4 protein-coding genes are annotated in these 21377 nt (G+C 63.1%); 1 reads left to right on the top strand and 3 read right to left on the bottom strand.

From position 1 onward, the window contains the following. The first annotated feature begins 69 nt into the window (after nucleotides 1-69). Nucleotides 70-339 (top strand): hypothetical protein, encoded by a 270-nt coding sequence (locus JQ609_RS20040; RefSeq protein WP_212208668.1) that lies wholly within the window; start codon nucleotides 70-72, stop codon nucleotides 337-339. A 39-nt stretch (nucleotides 340-378) separates the two neighbouring features. On the opposite strand, the gene JQ609_RS20045 is transcribed toward JQ609_RS20040, so the two are convergent. The 3 genes from JQ609_RS20045 to JQ609_RS20055 form a co-directional block, all read right to left on the bottom strand. After that, nucleotides 379-1191 (bottom strand): aspartate dehydrogenase, encoded by an 813-nt coding sequence (locus tag JQ609_RS20045; protein WP_212274672.1) that lies wholly within the window; start codon nucleotides 1189-1191, stop codon nucleotides 379-381. 141 nt (nucleotides 1192-1332) lie between these two features. Beyond that, nucleotides 1333-2994 (bottom strand): ShlB/FhaC/HecB family hemolysin secretion/activation protein, encoded by a 1662-nt coding sequence (locus JQ609_RS20050; RefSeq protein WP_212274673.1) that lies wholly within the window; start codon nucleotides 2992-2994, stop codon nucleotides 1333-1335. 15 nt (nucleotides 2995-3009) lie between these two features. After that, on the bottom strand, nucleotides 3010-21312 hold the full coding sequence (locus JQ609_RS20055; protein WP_212274674.1) for a leukotoxin LktA family filamentous adhesin: 18303 nt from the start codon (nucleotides 21310-21312) through the stop codon (nucleotides 3010-3012). Nucleotides 21313-21377: the final 65 nt, after the last annotated feature.

Raw genomic sequence — 21377 nt, forward strand, 5'->3', positions numbered from 1 at the left:
CCTTCCGCCAATATTGGACGATTATCCAGCCTATCCTGGGCTCTTCATCCCTCGAGTTTGCAAGTGGCCATGAGTGATCTCGAAAAAGCGACGCGCGTGCTGGACGCCTTGAAAGCCGCCGAAGATCAGCCGGCCCAACAGGCCTTGCCGATACTGAACGGGCTGGTCGGCCTGGTACAGGGAAGCGGCGAGCAGCCGCTGGAGGTCGAAGAGGCGCGCTCTGGTGCATTCATGGCGATCTGCGAGGTCGGCAAGGCGCTGCACCGCGGTCAGCCTGCGGATCAGCTTTGGGTGGCGGCGATCGGGGCCACGGAGCGATGGATGGCCTTGACGAAGTGAGGCGCCTGCCCTGCCCGTGACGACCTGATCCGGAAGTGCTCAGGTTCCGACGCGCAAGGCTGCGCCCTGCTTGCGCAAATATGCAATGACCGAAAGTGCCGTGATGCGGCCGGTCTTGGGGTTTTCCGAGGGAATGTTTTCTATCGTCATCGAAAAGCGTGCGGAATCCGATTCCACTTCAACGCGGTGCACGTTTCGGGTCACGGTCGGGTCGGCCCAGATCTGCAGCGTGGTCCGGTCGGGCCCAAGGCCCGCCAGCGAAAGCGCCACGGCAACATTGAGATTCGCCGGAAAGCCCTTGGCGGCGTCCCGCGCGGTGCCCTCGAAAATCTTCAGGGGCTCGGTGATGCCGGCAATGTTGATGTTGTTTTCGACCAGATAGGGAGCCCCGGCGAGGCCGTTGAGCGGCTTTCGCGTCACCATCCTGACCGACTGGATATTGCCTTCCGCCGCGGCGGTGACGGCGTCGAGACCGATCAGCGCACCGGTCGGCACCACGATCTGGCCGCCGTTCTGCCTGGCCAGCGCAATGAGATCATCGTTCTCGAGAAGCGCGCCCACGCTCAGGACGATCGCGGTCTTTCCGCGGCTCACGAACGGGATGACAATCGATCGAACGAGCTTGCTGGGTGCGCACTCAATCACGATATCGGCCGCTGCGCAGAGCTCGTCGATTGGCAAGACGGCGGGCGAACGCTTCAACTTGGCGAGAAAATCGCCATGCTTCGCCGGGTCCTGTACCGATACCGCCGCGAGGACCAGACCGTCGATGCCTTGATCCAGGGCTTCCACAACCTTACGCCCGATCGGACCAAGGCCGACGACGGCGACGCGCCTCGATGGGGTGGGCATCGTACGAACTCCCTGGAAATCGCTCAGGTGCCCTGCATAGCATTTCCCGGACGCGCGTCGAGAATGGCAACGCGGCCACGGGGGACGTCAGAGATTGCCGGAGATGTTTCGGGGCGGTTCGCCAGCATCCTGGCCGCGTGCCTATCCGGGCACGTTCTGCTTGGGGAACATCAGCAGAGGCCGGAAGATAAACCGGCCATAGTATTCGTAGTGCCGCTGGGTGGAGACGGCCAGTTTCAGGGGCATTGCATAGCTGCCCTCGAACGTCAGCGAGGGCGCCATCGTCCACGAGAAACCCACCCCGATCGAAGCCAATTCCACGATGCCGGGGAATGTCGAGTACACCGCGCCCCAATCGGTGAACACATACGTGTCCAGGCCCTTGAGAATGGCCGACCAGTTGTAGTGCAGTTCAGCGTTGACGTAGTAGCCGCTGTCGCCGGCCACCGCATTGGTGGGATAGCCGCGCACGGTGGTCGGGCCGCCGATCGAAAAGATCTGGTCGCCCGGCAACAGCTTCGTCGGCGAATATTGCCAGCTGCCCAAGAGATTGGCGCTGAAATTGGCAGGGCCCACCCCCGACGCTATCGCACTGCCGGTATAGGTATTGAAGGTTCGGTTGCCGTTCAGGATGTAATCGTGCCACTCGATGTAGTTCATCGACGGCGAGACGGTGATGGAATAATTGTTGCCGGAATTGGTCAACGAAAACCCGCCCGTGGATCGCTGATAGCGGTCGCTGGTGACCGCGACGGTGCTAAACCGGCTTACCGTATTGCCGTCGGTCTGGGCCGCGTTGAGCAGCAGCAGCCAATTCTGGGTAACCCAGGCCGGCTGGCTGAAATTGATGGAGGCCTGGGTCGACCGCCCGGTTACGTCGAGCGCGACGAACGGTCCGTCGATGATCTTGATCTTGCCTTGCGTGTAACTCAGGCCGACGCGGCCGCCCCAGGGGTTTACCGGAATGTTGTAGGCGACGTTGCCGTTGAGATTTCCGTCCGACCTCACCCCATAGAACGTCAGGCGATCGTCCACGCCGAACAGGCCGTGACGCCGGTAAAACGCGCCGCCCTCGAACCGGCCGGTGTTCTGGACACCCTGATTGTCGGTAAATAATTGCAGTGTATCGGTGGGTGGTTCGATAACGGCGAATTGCAGGTCGGTCAGGCCGAAGCTGGTCCCCGGCTGCAACAACGCCTTGATCTGCACGTCGTTGGTTCGATTGAACCAGATCACATCGCGGTTGAGCTTCGGCACATCGAGGACTTCACCTTCCGGCGCCTGGACGCGCGGCAGGATATAAGACGTCGACGTCTGCTTGTTGCCCTCGATGGTGGTCTTTTGCAGACGACCTTCCGTCAGCTTGATACGAACGATCCCGCCCTTGGCATCCTGATCCGGCAGCGTCGCGATCCCTGTGACGATCCCGCGTTCGGCATAGACCGCGTTGATGTCGGCTACGACCTGCTGAAGCGTCGCGATATCGGCGTTCTTGCCGATATATTTCTTCGCAATCTCGTCGAGCTCTTCGGGCGTGATGAACTTGGATGAATCTAATTCAAGCTTGCGCAGCAGGAATTTTGGACCACCTGGTTTCAGGGTTTGGGTCTTTTCCCGCTCGCCGCCGACCACGCCCGGGCCCTGGAGCTTGGGCGGTTGGCTCTGCCGCTCGAGTTGCTGCCGCTGGCGATCGATGTCGGTCTGGATGGCGCCGGGGTTGACCTGCGGGGCGAGCTGCGCGCGCGCGGATGCATTGCACAACAGTGCAAGCCCGATGCCCAATGCTATTGCCTGCCTACGCATTGAAAACCTGTTGCCTTAGAACTGAACTACCGGATTGCCATTCTCCCTGGCATCCGCGAACCGATTGGCATTCCCTTTTGCACGTCCATCAAGCCCGGTGCTGTTCCAGCCCGGACGGCCGTTCTTGCGCCCTTCACGCTGGAGCTGCCGAAGCTTCCTGGCTTCCGTAAGCCCCTCAATATTCACGGCCGGTCCCGATCCGATCACCTCAACCGGCTTCGGGGTGAGCAGCGCCTCCAGTCTCGCGTTTCCGGCAAGGCCAAGCAGGTAGAACGTTTCGGCGCCGCTCTTTTGCGCCAACCAGGTGTTGAGCGTTTCCGTGCCCTCCGTATCGTTGGCGATGTTGCGGATCGCCATCGAGCCGGTGAAGCTGCTGCAGCAGGTGTGCGAACCCATATAGTTGGTCACGGTCGCCGAGATGTCGCCATTGTAGAGAACGACGTAGCTGTCGGTGACGTTGGCGTTGCCGTTGTGGCTCATCGTGAACACGCCGCCCGGCTGGTAGAGCTGCAGCGTCGCCCAGTTCGACGGCGACGGCGAACGGTTGTCCAGCAGGATCCGTTGGGTCAGCGTCGTCAGCATCAGCTGGCCCGGCACGAAGCCGTTGACGATCGTGACGTTCGGCGCGTCGGTGACGAAGTTCGCGTCAACGACCCTGAACTGGTTCACGATGATCGTATCCGGATCGATGTTGAGATTGGCCGAGGTCGCGACGCCGCCTTTGTAACCGGTGACGCTCATGATCAGCGGGATCGACGGCGTCGATGGAATTTGCCCGCCGACGACGTTGATGGTGTTGGCGGCAAGATCCAGTCGCTTGACGACGCGAACCCATTTGATGGTGAGGTCGCCCGGCGCGGACAGTGCGACCGTATTGCCCCGGATCTGATCGAGGCTGATCGAGCCCGCCGTATCGAAACGGGTGTCGCCATTGGCATAGACCGATCCGCCCAGGATTGACCCGAAGTTGGAGCTCAGATTGACGTCACCGGCATCGCCGGGGATGCCATTGGCAGTCAGCTGCTTGAAGACGATGTCGCCATGCGCCTGCAAGGTCTGGGTGCCGCCGCTGATCGCCGTTCCCAGCGTGATCCCGTTCGCCGTCGCGATGATGCCGAGTGCGCCGGCAACGTTGAGGTTGGTCCAGTCGATCAGCGTTCCCTGCAGCAACGCGCCGCCGGTGACGGCCGTGAGGTTGTTGCCGGTGTTGCTGGTCGCCGCGATCAGGCTGGCGGAACCATGGGCATTGATCGAGCCGCCGGCGAGCTTGCCGGTATCGGCGTTGATGTTGACGTTGCCCGCGTCACCCGCGATGCCGCTGGTGGTGAGCTGATTGAACGTCACGTTCTGCCTGGCGTGCAGCGTTTGCGTGCCGCCGCTCTGTGCTGACGCAAGCGCGATGCTGCTGCCAGTCGAATTGACCCCCAGCGTCGTACCTGCTGTCAGAGCGGTCCAGTCGATCAGGCCGGCGGCCAGGAGCGAGGCCGAACCGGTCGTCGCCGCCAGCGTCGTGCCGGTGATGGTCGTGGCGGCCGTCAGCGAAGCTGAGCCATTGGCTGAGACCGAACCCGGCGTTGTGACGCCGCCGGCAACGACAGTCTCTACCAGGATGAAGCCGTTGGCGGCATTGACGTTGATGTTTCCGACGTCGCTGCTGATGCCGGTGGCGGCCAGCTGGTTGAACGTGACGTTCTGACTGGCGTGCAGCGTCTGGCTACCGCCGCTCTGCGCGGTCCTGAGCGTGACGCTGCCGCCGGTCGAACTGATCCCCAACGTCGTACCCGCGACCAGCGCGGTCCAGTCGATCAGGCCGCCGGCCACGAGCGAGGCCGAACCGGTGGTCGCCGCCAGCGTCGTGCCGGTGATGGTCGTGGCGGCCGTCAGCGAAACCGAGCCATTGGCTGGGACCGAGCCCGCCGTCGTGACACCGCCGGCAACGACGGTCTCGGCCAGGATGAAGCCGTTGGCGGCGTTGACGTTGACGTTCCCGACGTCGCCGGTGGTGCCGGTGGCGGACTGCTGGATGAACGTGACGTTCTGGCTGGCATGCAGGGTCAGGCTGCCGCCGCTCTGCGCGGTCCTGAGCGTGATGCTGCCGCCGGTCGAGTTGACACCCAGCGTCGTGCCCGCGGTCAGCGCGGTCCAGTCGATCAGGCCGCCGGCCAGCAGCGAGGCCGATCCGGTCGTCGCGGACAGCGTTGAACCGGTGATGGTGGTGGCCGCCGTCAGCGAAGCCGAACCATTGGCCGCGACCGAACCCGGCGTCGTGACGCCGCCGCTCGTGACCGTCTGCGCCAGGATAAACCCGTGATCGGCGTTGACGGTGATGTCGCCGGGATCGCTGCCGGCGCCCGTCGCGCCAAGCTGGTTGAAGGTCACGTTACCGTCGGCATGAACCGTCTGGCTGCCGCTGCTGGCGGCCGACCCGACGACGATGTTGCTGCCGCTGGTGGTTGCCCGTGCGGTGAAGGTGCCGTTGGCGCCGGTCGCCGTGCCGGCCAAGACGCTGTTCAGCGTCAGACTGCCGCTGCCCTGCACGTCCACGCTACCCTTGACGGCCGACAACAGGCTCGCCTCAAGGTCAGCCAGCGCGCCGATATAGATGCCGCCATCGGTCGCCGTGGCGGCCAGGTATGGCGCGTTCAAGGCGATCCGCTGCGTCGATGTCCCGATGCTGTTGGCGTTGAGCGCGACCCGCGCGTTGGCGCCCGAGGCTACCAGGTTGGTCTGGCCGTCGGCGTTGCTCAGGATCGCGCCCGCGGAGACGCCGCCGGCCGAAACCACGATGGAAGCCGCATTGCCGGCCGCGGCATAGGATGCCGACGAGTTGAGCTGGCCGAGCGTGGCATCCCCGGTGGTCGCCACGGTGATCACGCCCGCGGCGTTGATGGCGGTGTAGGCGCCCATGGTGAGCGACGCCGAGGCCAGCGTCACCGCGCCGTTGGTGCTCTGGGCGACAATCGGATCGGCGCTGGCACCGGCCGTGAACGTCACCGCGCCGTTGGCGAGCAATTGCATCAGGCCGTCACTGGTGATGTCGGCATTGATATTGAGCGCGCCAACCGGCGTCCGGAGCGTCATCGCGCCGCCGGCGGAAAGCCCGCCGTAGGTTCCGCTCGTACCGATATTCAGGTTGTCCGACGGGGCCAGGATCGTCATGGCGCCGACCGAGGTGCCAGTGATCGCGCCCGATATCTTGACCTGCAGCGGTTGGGCCGTCGTGCCGTTGAAGCCGACATTGCCACCGGCGCGCACGTCCAGCGATGCGCCCGCGATATGGACCGCGGTCCGGTCGGTAAACTGCGGCTGGGCATAGATGCTGCCGGTCGCCGCGAACTGGATCGCGCCGGCGGCGGTGACGTTGCCGAGGACAAGGTCGCCGGTGGTCTGTTTCAGATAGATGCCGCCCTGCGCCGCCACGACCTGGTCGAGCTGGTTGGTCGACGGGTTGGCGAAAGCGATCTGGAGGGCGTTCGGATTGTTCGCCGGGTTGGTTCCGGCCGCCGGCGCCTGGCCGATGTTGCCGGTTTCCGAGATCAGGGTGAGATCCCTGATGTTGCCGGAGATTACCGGCTGATTGGCAATGCCCGCGAAAATGTCGCCGACGGCGTTAAGCTTGACGTCGCCACTCACGGTCTGCACGCCGTTGGACTGTGCCGCCGTGATCGGGCCAAACGTTGCGTTGGCGATACCACCCAGCTTCAGGTCGGACTTGCTGGCCAGATAGATGTCGCTCTGCACCTTGGCGGCAACGGCGTCGATCGGATTGAGAACGACGTAGCTCTGCTGCGACACGCTCACATTATACGTGATGACGCCGGTAGCCTGGTCGGTTGTCGGCGTCACCGTCAGTTGTGACGGACCGGCCGAGGCCAGCAGGGCCTTCTGTACGTCCGACAACGACGAGGAACCATTGCTGGTGAAGGAGAAGTCCACGGGCCTGGCCAGGTTGCCGACCGAACCGTTCGGCGCATAGAGCATAACTTGCCGGCCGCTGACGTTCGCCGGCGTGAGTTCGCCGATCGGCGCCGGCGCCACAGCGGTGGCCGGATTGGCGGCGGCGCTCACGGTGTATTTGAGCTGGTCCTGCGTCCACTGCGAACCCGATGTGATCTTCGCGTAGAGCGTCGAACTGGTCGACAGCGAATAGCTGAAGTTCGGGTTGTAGGCCGTCAGCGACACAGTCAGATCCGGCGCCGCCTGCAGGTTTCCATTATTGGCAAGGTTGGCGCCGAACAGCGTCGTGAGATCTTTCGTGAGCTGCGCTTCCGTCTTGATGCCGAGCAGATATTGGGACTTTTCAAACCGCGTTTCCGCCTCGGTCTTCATCTGAGCCGTCGTGACAGCAGCGGGATCGATGTCGAGCTTGCCAGCGACCTGGGCCCTGAGCACGGTGGCTCCCAGCGAGGTGAGCGCGTAGGTGCTGCCGTCGGCAAACGCCAGATTCCGCAGCTGCCAATAATCGTTGTAGGCCGCCTTGATCATCGACTCGTAGGCGGTCACGGAAGCCGCCGCGGAGCCGCTTACCAGGTTCAGATCCGTCCAGACACTCTGCAGGTGCGCGCTCTGCTCGGCGGTCAATCCGCCGGCCGACAGGCCGTTGAGGATGTTGGCGGTGCCACCGTCGGATGCTGCGGCCGCCAGGAAGACTCCTCCGCCAGACGAAACCTTGCCGAGCCTGAGATCGCCGGTCGATTGCACGATGTAGGTACCGGTCGAGGACGTACTGTTGAGAAGCCCGCCATCGACGCTGCCGTTGATCAGGGTCGTCCCCGTGGCCTGGACCACCAGCGGGTTGACGTTGGTGAGAACCGTTGCCCCGTTGCTGACACCTGAAACCGCGCCGATGGCGCCGCCCGTCGAATTGATCTCGATCGATTTGCCGACCACGACCGGGTTGGCGACGTTGTAGGGTGAACCCGAATTGATGTCGCCGGTCGCCGACAGGAATATGTTTCCTTGCGGCGCGTTGCCCGCGATTGCCGAATTGGCCTTCACCTGACCGATCACCAGCGATCCCTGCGCGGCAATGGCGATGTCACGGTCGATCGATGTTGCGTTCAGCCTGCCGCCATAGACCTGAACCGGCACCGGCGTCTTCGTCCCCGCGAGCGAGCCGATACCGCCATCTGCCCTGAGCGTGACGTTGGTGCCGGAAATCAGCGGATTATTGGCGGTCGCACCGACCGTAATGGACGAATTGGCGCCCGTCGCGGTGACGGTCGTTGCGCCCTGCAGATTGTTGATCGGTCCATTGATCACGATGCTGGCGTCAGATGTCACCGCCACCGAGCTGGAACCGCCGCCGTTGAAGTGGATGCCGATGTCGTAGGAAGCCTTGACGGTGTTCGTCAACGTCAAGGTCAGGCGGTCGTAGATCTGCTGGTACCAATTGTACTGTTTGAGGCTGCCGCAGCATGCACCACTGCCGGTGTTGAAGTTGTTCGAATGGTAAGCGCCGGTCGCCGTGACGACTTCCTGGAAGTTGGCGGTCTGCAACTGTCCGGTCGCAACGCCGTTGACGACCTGCTGCACGTTCGAGACGAGGCTCGTGGTCTGTGTGTAGGGATAGGTCTGCGAGTTGGCCGAGACGCCGCTGAAGGTCCAGCCATAGTCCGCGGCAGTGCTGGTGACGGGACGCGTCAGCGTCGCGGTGTCGACCCATTGATAATATTGGTTGGCCTGCGGCTGGTAGACCACGCCCGAGGTTCCGCTGAGGCCGACCAGCATCCCCGAATTGTAGCCGCTCGCGTTGACGCCTGCGGTCCGGTAGGTGCTGACCTGCTGTCCGCCAGGCGCCGCGGCGTTGTAGACGTACCAGGTGGTCTGCTGCTTGAGCTGGTCGACGATCTGGATGACGCTTGCGGCGCTGACGCCGGTGTTAATCGTGTTGGTGACGAGCGTTGTCCCGGTCGTGTTGTTGACGGTGATCGTGCCGGCGCCGCCATTGACGATGATGTTGCCCTGCGACGTGCCGCTCGTGGACGTGCTGATGATCCGGCCGTTCAAGTAGACATAGCCACCGGTGCCCTGCACCACGCTGTTCAGCACGATCTGGTCGGTCAGCACGTTGTACCGAGCGCCAACCTGCACGTCGCCGCCGTTGACCTTGGTCAGATACGGGGTCAGGTCGAGATAATTGCCGTTCTGAGCATTGGTCTGGGCCTGGGCGAGCGACAAGTTTGCCAGCGTGTCGGCGCGCAGGCTGTCAATGGCGTTCCTGACGTTGGTGCCGATATTGACCGAATAGTTGCTGCTCTGTCCGCTCTGGATGGTTCCGTTGACGTTGAGCACCGACGCCGACAGGATGATGGCTTTGCCGATGGCAAAGGCGTTGGGCGCCGCCGCCGTGGTGGTCGTCGCAGCGGTTATTGGCGTCACCGCCGCGGACTGGATGTTGATGACCTGGAAGAAGGCTGCGCAGCCCAAGCAATGGAACGGGCTTCCGTTGTCACCATACACGGTCTGACCGTCATAGGTGCTCTTCTCCCAAGGCCTGGTCGAGACGATGGCAGGATTGGCTCCCTCGATTTGAGCGAGGTTTCCAGGAATGCCCTCGCCTGACGGCAGGAAGATCGCCGAGTAAAGCGAAACGCCGTCATAAAACAGGTTGAGCATGCGCGCGGTGAACACCACGCTGTTCGGTACAGCAGCCGCGCTGCCGCTGCCGCCGTTGCAGCAATAATGGGTATACGGTTTGTAGGTGCCGTTGCCGGCAATGTAGACCTCGCCTGGAACGTACTGGCCGTACGTTCCGAGCCACGTCGCCGCCGTCATGACGGCGGTCAGCGTGTCGGTGGGCCTGAACTGGACGCCCGCCCACTGCGACGACACGGTGCCGTTGGTGTTGTAGATGCTGCCGACCCCGCCATTGAACGTGAAGGTGCCGTTCGGGACCACCACCTGGATCGTCGCCGCGTTGTAGGTCTTCGATGCGACCACGTTGCCGAGCGCGTTGGAGATGTTGAGCAGGCCGTTGAGGTTGGTGACCTCGCCGTTGAAGTAGATATCGGGGGTCTTGGTCAGCGGGATTCCGTTCAGATCGACGCCGAGGCCGGTGTTCGGGTCCTTGCGGTTATAGCTGGCGTTTACGGTGATGACCGGCGTCGAGCCCGTCAGATCCTGCTGGAATGTGATGCCGGGCGACGTGGTGTCGGTCGCCGCACCCGTAAAGATATTGTGGCCACCGCTGACCCCGGTCACCGTCATCCTCGACACCGACATGAAGTTCAGGCCCTGGTTCTCGATGTTGATCGAGACGGAGTCCCGGGACGAGACAAGCGGTGCGGCCTTGCCGGCCACCTGCGTGCCGCTCATCGTATCGGCCAGGATCGAGACGTTGCCGCCCGAGACCATGATATCGCCGAGCGCGATCGACGCGCCGGCGACGTTGGCGGCGAACGGCGCCTGCTGGATCAGCGTGTTGACCTGTCGCTGGATATCACCGGTCGGATCATTGGCAGTGGCAATCGTGATGGTGGGATTGGCACCCGACAGCACCGTCTGCACATCCGCCGTCGACAACCCGCTCAACGTTGCGATCTGCGAGACGATGGTCTGATAGGGATTGAACCCGTTGACGACCGCGTACTGGATGGTCTGGTGATTGTACTTCTTGACCGTGCTGAAATTATTGGGATTGGAGACCAGTTCGAGAGTCAGCGCGTACGGGCTGTTCGTTGTTAGCGTTGGCGTGGTGGCGCCGACAGCGATGAGGATCGATTGCTGATTGTAGATGCCGGCCACCACGACGCCGTTCTGCGAGATGTTGCCGCGGAGCTGGGTCGCATCGCTGTGGTTGTCGTGGTTCTCGGTGCTGAACAGCGTCAGATATGGATTGTAATTGGTGCCCCTGCCATTCGCGGATACGGCGCCTTTGGTCGCTGCAAGCGAGACGTTGTTCACACCAAGCACCCGCGCGCCGCCGGCGATATTCAGGTCGGTATAGCTGCGCGCCGTGGCCGTGCCGCTATACACGGCGGTAATCGGGATCAAGGCCTGGTTGTAGACCACGGTGGTCGCGTTGGCGCTCACCTGGCTGTACTTGCTGCCGTCGCCGGCCTGGCCGGCGGTGAGATTGAGCAGGCCCCAGGCCAGGAGCGTCGTATCGCCGCTCACGTTGACGGTCTGGTTCGCGGTCAGCGAGGTATTGGTGCTGGCGCCGGCGCCGGTGATGGCGCCGTAGAGGTTCGCGTTGGCGTAGTTGTACGCGATCAGCGACGACGCCGTGCCGATGAAGAGGTTACCGGCGCTGAAGATCTCGGTCGCGTCAATGTTCACCGTGGCGTAGGCGTTCGCCGTCATATTGGACCGCGCCCCGCCGCCGGCAAACAAGCCGCCCGCGGTCAGGCTGACGCTGTCGACGGTGCGCAGCGAGTTGTAGGCCTCGATGTTGACCTTGGCCGTTGAGGTCAACGGATCGTCGTTGAGGCTGAGGATCGTGCCGCTGCCGATATTCGTGGTCGCCCTCTGGGTGATATGGGCGTCACTCACCGTCGCGGCGCCCGCAGCCACGCCGCCCGACCCTGCCCGCGCTCCGCCACCGACCTGATTGACGATGTCGTTGGAGATCACGAGCATGTCGCCGCCGGCGGAATGAATGATCAGATTGGTTCCGACGCCGGCCGTCGTGGTCGAGGTGATATTGTTGGTCGCGTTGCCGCCGCTGGCGCCGGCAAAGGACGCCTGGAAGGCGTCGCCATTGCCGGCATAATTTGTCTGATGCTGGGCCTGGATGTTCAGCCCGCCGAGGTAAAGCGTGTTGGACGTCGCGTTACCGTAAAGATTCGCGCTCGTCGTCGCGGTGTTGTTGATCAACGCGACCGCCGCGGCGCCGGCGATGGTGCCGCCCGAGCCGGCCGTCGCGCTGGACGCAAGGCTGTCGGTGCCGACCGCGGTGATCTGCAGTATCCCGATATGGTTCGCGGTGGTGATCGCCCCCGCCCCCAGATAGGCCTCCGTGGTGGCGTTGGATGTGACCTTGCTGATGGTCGCGCCCGCCGCGATATAGCCGGCCGCGATACCCGTCGCTGTCGCGTACTGGTTGCTGTCGTTTTGGGCGGCAATGATGAAGTCGCCGTCCGGCAGCGTAATTCCCGTCCCGCCATAGGCACTGACCGTCGAGTTCTCCCTGGTCTCGGCGTAGCTGCCCTGAACGCCGATCAGCGATCCACCGCCGCCCGCGATCGCACGGGCATAGATGCCGTTGCCGCTACTGGGCGTCAGCGCCATGGCGGTGACGGAAACGTCGCCCCCGGTGAAAGTGGTGCTGTTGCCGACGCGGGAGGTGACGTTGAGCGCCGAACTCGCCAGCGCCACGGAGACACCGATCGCGCCGCCGCCGACGGCGACACCCAGCGAAGTCGCCGAGATGTCCGGCGTCGCCGAAGCCGATACCAGGGTGCCGAGGCCGGTCGAGGAAGTGGTGATAGCGGCGCTGCTGCCGATCTCCGCCAGTACGGTGGAGTCTTCCTTCGCGGTCGCGGCCGCGCCGGTGCCGGAGACGATGCCGCCGGCAACCGCCGTCGCCGACGCCGACAATTCGCCGGCTTCGGTTGCCGTAACGGCAACGGTCGAACTGTTGACGCTGGCGTTATCCAGGATCTTGGCGGCGACCGAACTGGATTTTGCGGTTGTGGCGATCGTAACGCCGACGGCCGCGATGCCGCCGCTGCCGCCCCCGGCCGTTGCCGCCTGGGTCGAGGTGTCGCGTGCGCTCACCTGAACGCCATTTCCGCCCGTTCCCGTCACCGTGCCGCCGAGCTGCGCCGTCACGTTATTGCTGACATTGCCAACCGCCACGGCCGCCTGGGCGCCGAAGTAAAGCGACAAGCCACCGGCAATGGATTCGGTGTCCACGGTCTTGCCGGCGTAAGGCCCGGTGGTGGCATCCTTCACGACAGCTGCGACGCTGACCATGGGAGCCGAGACGATGGCGCTCAGATTGGCCAGAACGCTGCTGTTAACGGTGGTGTATCCGATACCGGCGCCGACGCCGACATTCTTGCCGAAACCGGCGCCGAGCAGGAATTGCTGCGCGGCGTTGGCGCTGGTGGCGTTGACGTTGACCTGGGTGCCGGTGACGTTGCCGCCCGCGATCTGTGCTGTGACGCTGTCATTGCCACCGGTCAGCACGGTGCTCACGTCATAGGTCGAGGTGGCGTTGGCGCCGCTCGGATTGCCGGCTGTACCGCTCGCGACCGCGCCGCTGCCCTGGCTGGAATTGGTTCCGGCGTTGGCGGCGGCGATGGTGCCGCCGAACTGTCCGGTCTGGTCGCCCTGCGTGTCGGCGTCCGCCGTGTTGGTGCCGATGAGGATGACGCCAATCGCCGCGCCGATGCCCACCGAGCTGCCGGCACCCACGGTCACGGCATAGGACTGCACTTCCTTGATGCTCTGGGCATTGACGTTGATCGCCCCGGACGAGTTCAGATTGCTGTTGCGGGTCTCCGCCGCGGTCTGGCTCTTGAACACCAGCACGTTGGCGGCGGCGCCGACGCCTACCCCGCCGGTCGCAACCGACAGCGCGCCCGCGATCTCCCGGATGTAGACTTCCTCATTGGCGTTCACCGTAACCGCGCCGGCAGCGGTGCCGGTCGGCGACGTCAACGTGGTGTCGTAGATGCCGGCGATCGTGACGTTGTTGGCGATCTCGATGTTGGCCATGCCAGCAACAGCCCCGCCGCCGGTCGAGATCGCGCCGCCGACCGAAAACGCCTGGAAATCGTTGATCGTTCTTGCATCGACATCGAGCGCGCCGGTCAATTGCAGCGCCGTCGTATGGGCCGCGCTGTTGCCGCGGTAGTGGAATTCGTCGCCTACGTAAGCCAGGGTCTTGTTCGAACTGACCTGGACCAGGAAGGCAGCGCCGATCGCCACATTGCTGCCGTAGGCGCCGGAGCCGTTGGCGGAAGCGATACCCGTGCTGTTCTTGGCCTTGACCGACAGTGACGAGGCGGTCAGGGAGCCGCCATCGACATAGGCTTCCGTGCTGGCATTGAAGACGTTGAGGCCGACCGAACCGCTGTTGAAGCCGACCGCGACCGAGGACGCGTGCTGCTCGGCATTGGCTTTCACCGTGACCGCACCGACCGTCGGGGAGACCACGCCGCCTACGTTGACCGTGCCGCCGACTTCGGCGTTGGTGATATAGGCGAACGTTTCGCGCGACATCGTCGTGCTGATGATGGTCGCGCCGCCGCCCGCGGTGCCGGTCGGCGCCACGATCCCGAGGCCGAACGTGCCGGAGTAAGACATGCTGCTGGCGGCGACGTTGATCTGGGGCAACGAAGTGGAGCTGGTCAGGCGGGTGTCGATGCTGGCGCTGTCGATATAGGCTTTGGTCGCGCCCGACATCACGTTGACGATCGGGTTGATCATGATCGAAACGCCGCTGCTCGCGGCCAGGCTGGCCACGTTGGCGACGACCGCCTGGTGCGAACTGGCGACGACCGAAAGGCCCCGCACATTCTCACGTGTCTCGCTCAGGTCGGGCGTATCGTCGGTCGGGGCGCTGAACGCACCTAGATCGAGCCCATACCTGAGGGTGCCGCTATTGACGGACACGGTGTCCGACGAACTGGTGCCGCGCGCATCGACCTTGGTGGTAGCGCCGCTGATATAGGCTGACGTATTACCGGTGATCTTGTTGGTGACGAGCGAGCCTGCGCCCCCGGCCGAGCCCTTCGAGATAGCAAAGGCGCCGGCGAAGACCGCAGCGTTGTCGGTGTTGGTCGCCAGCACGGCAACGCTGTTCTCGCCGATGACGTCGGCACCACCGGAAATGCTGGCTGTAACATTGGTGCCCATCAGATTAGTGGCGACCGATCCGGCCAGACCGAGCTGTGACGACATGGCGACACCGACAGCAACTGTCGATATCGCGGCGACCGATTCGGCTGCGACGGCAACGCGACCGCTCGAAACCACCTTGGAGCCCGTTATTCCGGCGCTCACATTGTTCGAAATGTCGCTGTAGACAATGGCAAGGCCAGCGGCGCTGCCTCCCGTCGACACGCCGGCCACGGCCGCAGTCCCGGTAATTTTCGAGGTATCCTTCGCGGCCAAAAAGAGATTTGTCGAAGCAATAGTCGAATTTGTGGTGTTCGACTGCGCGTTGCCAACGGTCGCCGAAACCGTGTTACCAATCGAACTGATGGTCATCCCGGCCAGGCCCGAGAACTGGCCGTTTCCGCCGCCAACACCGATTGCAACGGACTGGATCTCCGACGAGTCGGTCGCAGTCACCGAGACGGAGCCGCTGCTTGAGGTCAGCAGCACGCCCGCGATGTAGGCTGAATGTGTCGTCGCGATATCGTCGTATACGATCGACGCGCCAACATTGTTCTTGCCAACCTGGATCAAACCGGCAACCGAAATGATGGCGGCGCCGGGTGCCTGAGGCGTACCCGTTGTGCCACCATTAAGAGCCGCGTAGCTGAAATCAACGCAGGTTTGAGGGCTGCCACTGGTTCCGCAATTGGATGATGCGAGCTGATTGTTGTTCGACTCTCTCACCAGATCTGACAGCGCGTTGTCGAGCGCCGAGATAGCCACACTATCAGCGGTCACAACGACGGCGCCCGTGACATTGATGTTTACGGTGGCACTGCTGCTGATATAGGCGGTCGTCGATGAGGTGATCTCGGAGACGACGATGGCGCCGCCAAGACCGTTGCCTCCGACTCCGCCGGATGCTCCGCCCGCCGCGATGACGCCGGCGTTATCCGACAGCACGGTAAGCGTGTCGTAATTGTTGATCGACGTCGAGCGTATATGCGCGTCGGCGGCCTTGCCGCCCGTCGGATCGCCAATGGAGGCGTAGGTCATCGTGACGCCGATGCCGCCCTTGCCGCCCGCCATATACAACGAGCCGCCACCGATCGCGATATTGCTGGTTTGATACGCGTCCACCTCGACTGAGCGCGAAGTGCCGCCGCTGACGCCGTTAATGGTGGAGTTTTGAATATAGGCGTTCACGCTGTCAGTGATAATGCCGACAGAAGCCGATACCGCCGCGGCATTGCCCCCCTGCGATCCGGCGATGGCAATGGCCACGACGGTTTGCTCGCCGCCGTTCAGTGCCTGCACCGACACCGACCTGTGGTTATTGATGGTCGTGTTATCGATATAGGCCAGAGTTGCGTTGTTCGACATCGCCGAGGCAATCGCACCGCCTATCGCGAGGCTGCTCGGCGAATCGCTTCCGGCGAGGTTGGCCGAAGCAGATCCCGATCCGTTGTTCAGTACAGTGTCGTTGAGCGCCTGAACCAGCGTCCTGGCCGTGGTGCTCGACGCATCGAAACGGTTGACCGTCACACCGGAAATAAAGGCGCTGGTACCCATGCTGACATCGCTGACCGACGAACTTCCGGCCACGTCGATGCTGAAGCCATCGGGTGAGGTCCCTGATTTCTGGCTGACCTTGCTCGCACCGGTAGCGATGCCTGCGGTTCCTCCGGTGGCGGCGTCGGTTACGGCTTCCGCCTTGTTGGCAAAGCTGGAAAATGTCGGACTTGTTATCGCGGCCGCGATTGAAGCGGCAGTGATGCGGCCTGCGGTAGTCGCGCTAAGCGCGAGGGTGTTGGCGGCGACTGTGCCGTTTCCACCGCCGTTACCCGAGAAGCGATCATTGTCAATGAAGGGACCCGACCTGATATCCCAACGATTGTCACCGATGTAGGCGGCGGTGTCGGTGTTCGCACCGAGATAGGCGACCGCTATGCCGACAGCGGAGCCGGCGCCGGCCGAGAACGCGCCGGCCAGCGAAATCATCGAAAGTTCCTGTGCCGCGTGAATATTGACCGTCGGCGCAGACACATGGGCTCCCTGCCCAATCGATGCGTGCGTGGTGTTGTCGACCAGCGCGATCGACGTGATCCCATTCAGTACCAGGGCGCCCGCAGCCTTGCCCGATGTCGGCGCCACACCGAAGAATTGGTCGGTCGTCGCCGCCTCGACGGCGATTTTGTTGGCCGCACCGAGTGATGCGCCGGAAGCCACGCCGGCAATGGTATTGCTGGTAAACAGGACGAGATTGAGCGCACCTCCCAGCGAGGAGCCGCCTGACGAGCTACCCCAGCCGAGACCGAGCGCGCCGGTATTGCCGGCGGCATTGATAGAATTCGTTGTCGTATTTGCAGCGACGGTGAGGTTCGCGCTGAAATCCTGTGTATCGCCGCTGTTAAGCGGCACCGACCACGAGCCACTACCGCAAACCGCGATCGTACAGGTCGCGTTCAGGCTTGCGCCCGTCGCGACCCATGCCGTCGTGTTGTTGTTGACGATAAAGTCATTCAACGAACCGGCGATCGCGACGGTCTCACCCGCAGTCGCGCTCGAGTTGGCGTAGCTGGTCAGGATGTTGCCGCCGACGCCGAGCGTGCCGTTGAGGTGGCTCAACACCTCGCCAAGGCCGGCCCATTTCAGCCAGGTATTGGTTATCGGCATGTAGGTGTTCGCCGTCACGCCGATATTCGGTGCGTCGATCAAGGTACCGGCACCGATATAGGCGTTCGAATTATGTGTGAATTTGCCCCATGCCACCGCCGCACTGACGGCGGTGGGTTCCGGCGTACCGCCGGGGAAGCTTGAGGCGATCGCAGAGGCCGTCGAATTGCTGCGGACGCCGACGTCGATCACGTTGCTGACGACGGCTACATTTCCGGTCGAGTAAATCGATGGCGCACCGCCGCTCGGATTTTGCGCGATCGCCGCCGTTGCGTTTTGGGTACTATTCGCGACCGACAACGCAGCCGCCGCCTTGAGACCCAGGTCCGACTGGAACAGCGTGCTCATCTGCAGCAAGAACAAATTGGCAGGCGCCGTAGCGCTGGGAAGCAGCGCACCTTGCAAGGCTCCAATCAATGCCGGGGTGCCGACGGTAGTCGAGGCCATGGTCGAGTTTGACTGGGTGTTGGATGTGGCCTCGACCAGCACGGAGCCGACCATTCGGTTTGCGAATGTGCCGAGCGATGCGCCGAGCGTCGCCGTCGCGGTCGTGGTGGCATTGCTGATGGCTACCGCGCCGCCAACGCCGCCATTCAGCGCCGGGGTACTGAGGGCTACCGACGTCGCCGACGTCGAGAAACTGTTGTTGTTCAGCGCGCGCAGCGCGAAGCCGCCGGTCGACCCACTCGCCGTGCCGACCGTCAGGTTGGCGCCGGTCGCGACGTTCGCCGTCGTCGTGACGTTGGCCTCCGAATAGGCGACGGTCGCAACGACGAGTGCGCTGGTGGTCGCAGCCACCGCGGAAACCTTGAGCGTCGCATCGTTGATGGCGTTGATGTTCAGGCTGCCGCCGGCGCTGATCGTCGCGCCGGATGCGACATTGGTCGAGACGTTTCCTGAGAGGGTGCCGACGACCACGCCTGCTCCAACGGGCGAGAGGCCAAGCAAGGTGCTGGCGATGACGGGATCTTCGGCGACCTCCTTGCCATTCGCGCTGATCGTAACATTGCCGGTGCCGGTAATGTTTGCGTGACTGTTGATGGCAACATTCGCCGTTGCGCTTGCGGCGACATATCCACCGTTGAGGCCCAGGATTAAACCTGGAATGGCCTGTCCGAGAACTGCAAAATCGGACACGATGTTGCTCGAGAAACTTGATACGGCCTCCGACGTTGCGCTGATGTTGATCGCCCCGCCCGTGATTTGGCCGTCGATCGTAATGCCGGTCGTCGCGCTGGCATGGCCGGATGACCGGTTGTCGCTCGCGGTCGCGTTGAGCGTGACGGCACCGCTGGTGAAGGTCGAGCCACCGAAATTGACGGCTTGAGCAAGGATCTTCGATCCCTGGGCCATCGTGATCGTCGGCGCGCTCAACGTAACGTTCCGCGAGTTGGCCTGCGAATTCTGCGAGGCGTTCAGTGAACGTGAATCGATGACGGCGGTCGCGTTGAGGGTGATCGAATTGTTCGCCGATATCTCGAATCCGCTGGCTCCGGAAAGCGCCAGCATCAACGAGGCGATCTGGGTGTTGTTGACGAACCCGGCGCTCCCGGCACTGGGATCGGCCGAACTGCCGATGATGACGTTGTCCTGGTCGAAGGCAAACGCGGCGGCGCCCGCGGCGATCTGTGCGCCCGACATGACGTTGAGCGTACGGGCCTGCAGCGCGACCTTCATCGTGCTGCCGGCGTTGATCACCGCATCGGCGTTGAGATTCAGCGTGTTGGCCTGAGCCGACAGCAACAACGTTGCGGAGCCGTTTACCGCCGCGATGTATTTTGCGATCATCGCATTCGACAACTGGCCGGCTTGGCCGTTGTTGGCGAGTACGTTGCCCCCGGTAAGCGAGGCGCCACCGACCGTCAGCGTGCTTTGGTTGAAGAAGAAGCCGACGGTGCTGCCGGTGATGCTCGCGCCGGTCACTACGTTGATCGATGGTCCATTGAAATTGATGACACGGGACGGATCGGCAACGATCACGGCCGTCGATCCCACGGTGATCGAGGCCTGGTCCGTACTGAAGCCAAGGAATGCACCCTTGACCGTGCCCGAAATGTTCAAACCCGAACCCGCACCGAAGGCGTTCATGATGACCCGGCCGGAGGTAAAACTGGTGCCGCCGGCATTGACAGCCTGCGCAAGAACCTGCCCGCCGTTGTCAATGTTGATCGTCGGCGCGCTCAATACGATGTTTTCCACCGAATGTGCGTTCGAAACGGCGCCGTTCATGCGGCGGCCGTCGACAATACCAGTGGAGTCGACGGTGATCTGCGACGATGCGCTGAGCGAGAGAGTGGCGCCGCCGCCTAGTACGCCGGCGTAGCGGGAGATCGTGGCATTGGAGACAAAGCCGGCCGCGCCGGTGTTGGTGCTCGTGCTGCCATTGCCGACGATCATGTTGGCGGTGCTGGAGAGGACGACCCGTGACGCAATGATCTGCAGTGCGGTGTTCGTCAAAACCTGAGCGCCGCCATTGCTGGCCGCATTGATATTGACCTGGCCACCCGACGTGTTGGCACTCAGGGCGACCGTGTCGCCCCTCACGTAGCTGCCCGCCAGCAGGTTCAGCGTCGGCGCATTCAGGGTCACGTTAACGGTGGTCCCGCCGTCGACGACGCCGTTTCCATTGATCGTGATCGAGTTGCTCGCCAAAAGCGTGAATGTGCCAGTGCCGTTGAGCGCGGAGATCGCAGCAGCGACCGTGGCATTTGACATGTTGACGCCGGCGACACCGGTGGCCGCGCCGACAACGATATCCGTCGGATCGAGGATGAGCTTGCCGGCATTGCCGTTAGGCGCGGCAACGTTGATTTTGACGCCGCTGGCGATGTCGACGATACCGTTGGCGCTCAGATCAACGACCGCCGCGTTACCCTTGGCGGAACTGGCATTGATCCGGGCACCGCTCTTCACGGTCAGGTCGCCGGTGCTCTTGAGCGTGATGTTGCCGGCGTCGCCCGTCTTGCTGGCGGCGGTGCTCAGGCTGGCGTTCTTGCTGAGTTGGATATTGTTTCCGGCGGTGACGGTGATCGTGCTCGGCGTGGTGGTGCGGCTGCGCGCCGTCAGCCGCCCGGAGATGGTTGCGTTGTTGACCGCTCCGATGTGAATTGATCCGTTGCGGACGGTGATGGCGCTGGCGCTGCGCAGGCCCTTGGAATTGACCGAGGCCGCGAATTTGGAGGCATGTTCGTGGTTGACACGCTCGCGCTGGCTCCTCCCGCCGCCGACGAAGACGTTCTGGCCCGTCAGACGAACCCCGTCCGCGGCGTTGATACGGCCGAGAATCCGGATATTGCCGTCCGGCGATATCGGGAATGAGCCGTTCATCAGGCTGTTTACGGCAGCATTGTTGATCTGCCCCGTGGCGCCGATGATGCTGTCGGTGAATTCCTTCGACGGCGTGGAAACGTTCAGGCTGCCGACATTGACGACGCCGGTCTTGCCGACCACGAAGCCGTAGGGATCGGCGAAATAGACATTGCCGCCGATTTTGCCGTTTTGATAGGAGTTGAGCGTTCCATTGACGTACGCCGGCGCGTCCCGGACGATATTGATCAGGTTCTGGCTGCCGTTGGGCACCTGCAGATTGACGGTGTTGCCCTGCCCGACCCCGAACTGCGAAAACGAATTGAACGCGTTGGCGCCGGAAACGGTGGTCGTGGTGATGTTGGTGACATTGCCCGACGTCTGCAGGCTGGTTCCGGTGCGGCCGTCGGGAATGATCACGTTGGCCGTCTGCGCTCTTACACTGGTGCCGAGCAACGGCAGGATCGTCATCTGCGCAATGCAGATCAACGAGACGAAACGCAGGCGCGAGAACCTGCGTAACGTCAGACCACCCTCGCTTCTGGCTGAGAGCGGCATACGCATGTCAGCTCACCTTCGCTGGTGACACGAGCGCGCGACCGGCGGCCATGCGTCGGGTTGATCCGGAG

Origin of the sequence: Bradyrhizobium sp. AUGA SZCCT0169, from assembly GCF_018130085.1 — a bacterium.
Taxonomy (GTDB): Bacteria; Pseudomonadota; Alphaproteobacteria; order Rhizobiales; family Xanthobacteraceae; genus Bradyrhizobium.

Coding starts and splice junctions, on each gene's coding strand:
- JQ609_RS20040 (WP_212208668.1), top strand. CDS start 70: ATGAGTGATCTCGAAAAAGCGACGCGCGTGCTGGACGCCTTGAAAGCC.
- JQ609_RS20045 (WP_212274672.1), bottom strand. CDS start 1,191: ATGCCCACCCCATCGAGGCGCGTCGCCGTCGTCGGCCTTGGTCCGATC.
- JQ609_RS20055 (WP_212274674.1), bottom strand. CDS start 21,312: ATGCGTATGCCGCTCTCAGCCAGAAGCGAGGGTGGTCTGACGTTACGC.
- JQ609_RS20050 (WP_212274673.1), bottom strand. CDS start 2,994: ATGCGTAGGCAGGCAATAGCATTGGGCATCGGGCTTGCACTGTTGTGC.